The sequence below is a fragment of the Candidatus Pelagibacter communis genome (assembly GCF_001180025.1).
Classification (GTDB): Bacteria; Pseudomonadota; Alphaproteobacteria; order Pelagibacterales; family Pelagibacteraceae; genus Pelagibacter; species Pelagibacter ubique_A.
Genome location: NZ_CVSK01000011.1, coordinates 1 through 3,794, shown reverse-complemented (window position 1 = coordinate 3,794; position 3,794 = coordinate 1). Strand labels below are relative to the sequence as shown.

Genomic DNA, 3,794 nt, shown 5'->3' with positions numbered 1-3,794 from the left:
GACTGTTCAATTACACAATTTCCCTCGCATAATCTATCTTGGGGGCAAATTCGACCACACACTTCAGGCATATTGTTTGTGCTTTGGGATAATTCATACGCCTCTTTTAATCTTCCCTCTGCTGTCAGTTTAAGCCAATCTGGAATGTTATTACTTAAAGGACAATGAACTTGGCAAAAAGGTACTCCACATTGCGAACACCTACTCGACTGTTCTTTAGCTTTTTCATTAATATACTCGTCATAAATTTCGTTAAAATCTTTCTTTCTTTTATCAACTTCTCTTTTAGGTGGAGTTTGTTGACCTATTTTAACAAATTTGAGCATTTTATCGGGCATAATATTATTTAAGTTTTGGCAAAATATACCCTGATTTATGTATATAAAGCATAAAATAGGTCATAAATATTGACCTTAATTTTTAAATTATTACCACCAATTAACACGTTTTTAATTATTGCATAGCTATTATGCTTAAATCGAATTGTTTTAAATAAATACTTTATAAGTTACGAAGAAACAATGTTTCAAAATATTATAGAAGTTTTAATTCTCTCTGCAATTCAAGGAATATCTGAATTTCTTCCTATTAGTTCTTCTGCTCATTTAATTTTGGTTTCTACTTTATATGAATTTAGATCTAGTTCTTTGCTTATTGATATCAGCCTCCATCTGGGTTCTCTAATAGCAATAATTTATTTTTTTAGGGATGAACTATTTGATGCTAGAAAAAATAAAAGACTTTTAAGTTTAATTATACTTGGATCTATTCCATTAATAATTGTTGGATACATACTTTATAGTTCAAATTTAATTTATCAGTTAAGAAATTTAGAAGTCATTGCTTGGACTACTTTAATATTCGCAATTATTTTATACATCTCAGACAAAAATCGATTTGATAAAAAAATTTCTTCAAATTTAAATTTTCAATCAATAATATTTATAGGTGTTTTCCAAATTTTCTCACTTGTACCCGGAGTGAGTAGGGCAGGAATTACTATAACAGCTGCGAGAATTTTAAAATTTAATAGAGTAGATTCAAGTAAGATATCTTTTTTACTTTCAATCCCAGCATTAGCTGGAGCTAGTGTCTTAAGCTTGAAAGATGTTTTTGAACAATCAATTCAGTTTAATTACTTAGTTGTTATCGCAATTATATCTTCTTTTATTTTTTCTTTTCTAACAGTTAAATTCTTTTTAATTTATATAAATAAATTTTCAATGAATGCGTTTGTAATTTATAGAATAATAATTGCTTTGATTTTATTTAGTTTAGTTTATTAAGTATATTTCTTCTTAATTAAAGGGAGTAATTGAGATAAGAGAACTCCACATAGAATAAAAAAGCATCCAAGTAAATTATTAACATCTAGAATTTGATTTAAAATAAACCAAGCAGCTATAGTGGCAAATACACCTTCAAGAGAAAAAATTATAGCTGCAGGTGCTGGAGTAATATTACGCTGGGCATAAATTTGTAATACAAATGCAAATCCACCAGATAATATACCTGCATATAAAATTGAATAAATTTCCATTAAAATATTACTTAAAATAAATTCTTCATAAATAATTCCAATTATAAATGAAAAAATAGCCACAATTAAAGTCTGCACAGCTCCTAAGGTGAGTGGAAGATTGTATTTAGTTATAATGATTCCAGTAAAAATGATATGAGTGCTCCAAAATAAAGCTCCGAGAACAACCAAAGTATCTCCTAATCTTACTGTTGCATCATGAAAATTTGTTAGTAAATATCCTCCAATTAAACATAGAACTACAGAAGGCCATACACTCCAATGCATTGATTTTTTACCAAACAAAAAAATGATAATCGGTACCATTGGCACATAAAAAATTGTAAAAAAAGCAGCATTTGCAACATCAGTATAAAGCAAAGCAACTTGTTGAAGTGCAGAGCCTAAAAATAAAGAAATTCCAATTAACAATGAATAAATTATGAAAGTTTTTTTATCTAATTTAAATTCTGATTTAAAATTTTTTAATTCAAATAAAATCAAAAGTGGAGTTATGGCTAAAAAACCAACAAAAAACCTCACAGCATTAAATGTAAAAGGGCCAATATTATCCATGCCTGTGTCTTGGGCAATAAAAGTTGTTCCCCAAATGAAAGTGCACAATAAGGCACTAAATAATGATATGGATTTACTCATTTTTAATTAGACAGCTAGTTTATAAGCAAAATTTTTGCCTAAGTTTTCTTTTAGATCATTATTAAACCTAGCTGCTTCTGCACCATCAATAATTCTGTGATCATAAGATAAAGAAATTGGGAGCATAGTCCTGGTTTGAAACTTACCATTCATAAAAATTTGTTTTTTTTCTGATCTTCCTACTCCTAATATAGCAACTTCAGGATAATTAATTATAGGGGTAAAAAATGAACCTCCTATACCACCTAAACTCGTAATCGTCATCGAGCCACCAAACAATTCTTTTTTATCAATTTTTAAATTTCTACAAAGTTCACTTACCTCTTTTAATTCTTTACTTATGAGAGAAATTTTTTTGTTATTTGCATTTCTTATTTTTGGAACCATTAATCCATTTGGTGTGTCAACTGCTATCCCAATATGGTAATATTTTTTTAAAGTCATTTTTCCAGTCTCAATTTCGTCGATAGAAGAATTAAAACTAGGAAATTTCTTAAGAGATGCAACTAAAGCCTTTATTATAAATGCTAGAGGTGTAATTTTAATTTTTTCTCCAGTATATATATCTGTTAATGAACTTCTAAAACTTTCCATCTCCGTTATGTCGGCTTCATCATGATTTGTAACATGAGGAATTGTTGTCCATGAATTTGTAAGATATTTTGATGATAATTTTTTTACTCTTGGTATGTCTTTAATTTCTATTTCACCAAAATCAGAATGTTCAAATTCGTTTTTAATTTTATCTGGTTTACTATCTTTTACTACAACGTTGTTTTTTGAATTATATGAAACAAATTTTTTAATATCATCTTCAACAACCCTGCCATCTTTCTGACTTCCCACAACTTGATTAATATCTACACCAAGTTCTCTCGCAAATTTTCTAGCTTTTGGACTTGCAGATGAAATATTTGAAATATTATTTTTAGAAAAAGTTTTTTCTTGAATTTCAGGTTTTATTTCCTCAATATTTTTTGACTTTTTTTCAATTTCTGGTTTTTCTTTAACCTCTTCCTTTTTCACTTCAGCGGAACTCTCTATAGTTAAAATTAAGTCGCCCTCAGAAACTTTGTCTCCTACTTTTATTTTTAAATTTTTAATTTTACCTTCTAAATTTGATGGTATTTCTACGCTAGATTTATCACTTTCAATTGTTATTAGAGCATCATTTTTTTTAATTGAATGACCTTCAGAAACTAATACCTCAATGACCTCAACATCTTTAAAATCTCCAATATTAGGTACTTTAATCTCAGTTTCTGACATTTATAACTTTGTTGGCATTGGTTTATTACTATCAATATTATACTTCTTCATTGCGTCTTTTGCATATTTAGAAGTTATAAGCTGTTCTTTTGCCAAAATACTTAAACCGTAAGCAACCAAATGTTCTTTATCTACCTCAAAAAATTTTCTTAAATTTTTTCTTGTATCACTTCTTCCAAAACCATCCGCTCCTAATGAATAAAAACTTTTATTAGTATAAGGTCTGATTTGATCAGAATTCATTCTCATATAATCAGATGCAGCCATAATTGGGCCTTCTGTTTGACCCAGACATTGCTCAACATAAGATTTTTTAGGTTCTTTATCTGGGTTCAAAAGATTATATCTT

At 28.3% G+C, this 3,794-nt stretch carries 4 protein-coding genes and 1 pseudogene; 1 reads left to right on the top strand and 4 read right to left on the bottom strand.

The window, feature by feature from the left end; translation table 11 throughout:
- A pseudogene (locus tag AMN83_RS00235) lies at nucleotides 1-338 on the bottom strand (NAD(P)-dependent oxidoreductase); the annotation flags it as partial.
- 183 nt (nucleotides 339-521) lie between these two features.
- Here AMN83_RS00235 and AMN83_RS00230 point away from each other — a divergent pair.
- On the top strand, nucleotides 522-1,286 hold the full coding sequence (locus AMN83_RS00230) for an undecaprenyl-diphosphate phosphatase (RefSeq protein WP_075503400.1): 765 nt from the start codon (nucleotides 522-524) through the stop codon (nucleotides 1,284-1,286).
- Here the strand turns inward: AMN83_RS00230 and AMN83_RS00225 are convergent.
- The 3 genes from AMN83_RS00225 to AMN83_RS00215 form a co-directional block, all read right to left on the bottom strand.
- On the bottom strand, nucleotides 1,283-2,176 hold the full coding sequence (locus tag AMN83_RS00225; protein ID WP_075503398.1) for a DMT family transporter: 894 nt from the start codon (nucleotides 2,174-2,176) through the stop codon (nucleotides 1,283-1,285). The two genes, AMN83_RS00230 and AMN83_RS00225, sit on opposite strands and share 4 nt — an antisense overlap.
- 6 nt (nucleotides 2,177-2,182) lie before the next feature.
- Complete coding sequence (locus tag AMN83_RS00220; RefSeq protein ID WP_075503396.1) at nucleotides 2,183-3,445, bottom strand: 2-oxo acid dehydrogenase subunit E2; 1,263 nt, start codon at nucleotides 3,443-3,445, stop codon at nucleotides 2,183-2,185.
- Nucleotides 3,446-3,794 (bottom strand): transketolase-like TK C-terminal-containing protein (locus AMN83_RS00215; protein WP_425304136.1); only part of this gene is annotated, 349 nt, incomplete at its 5' end. It lies immediately after the preceding gene.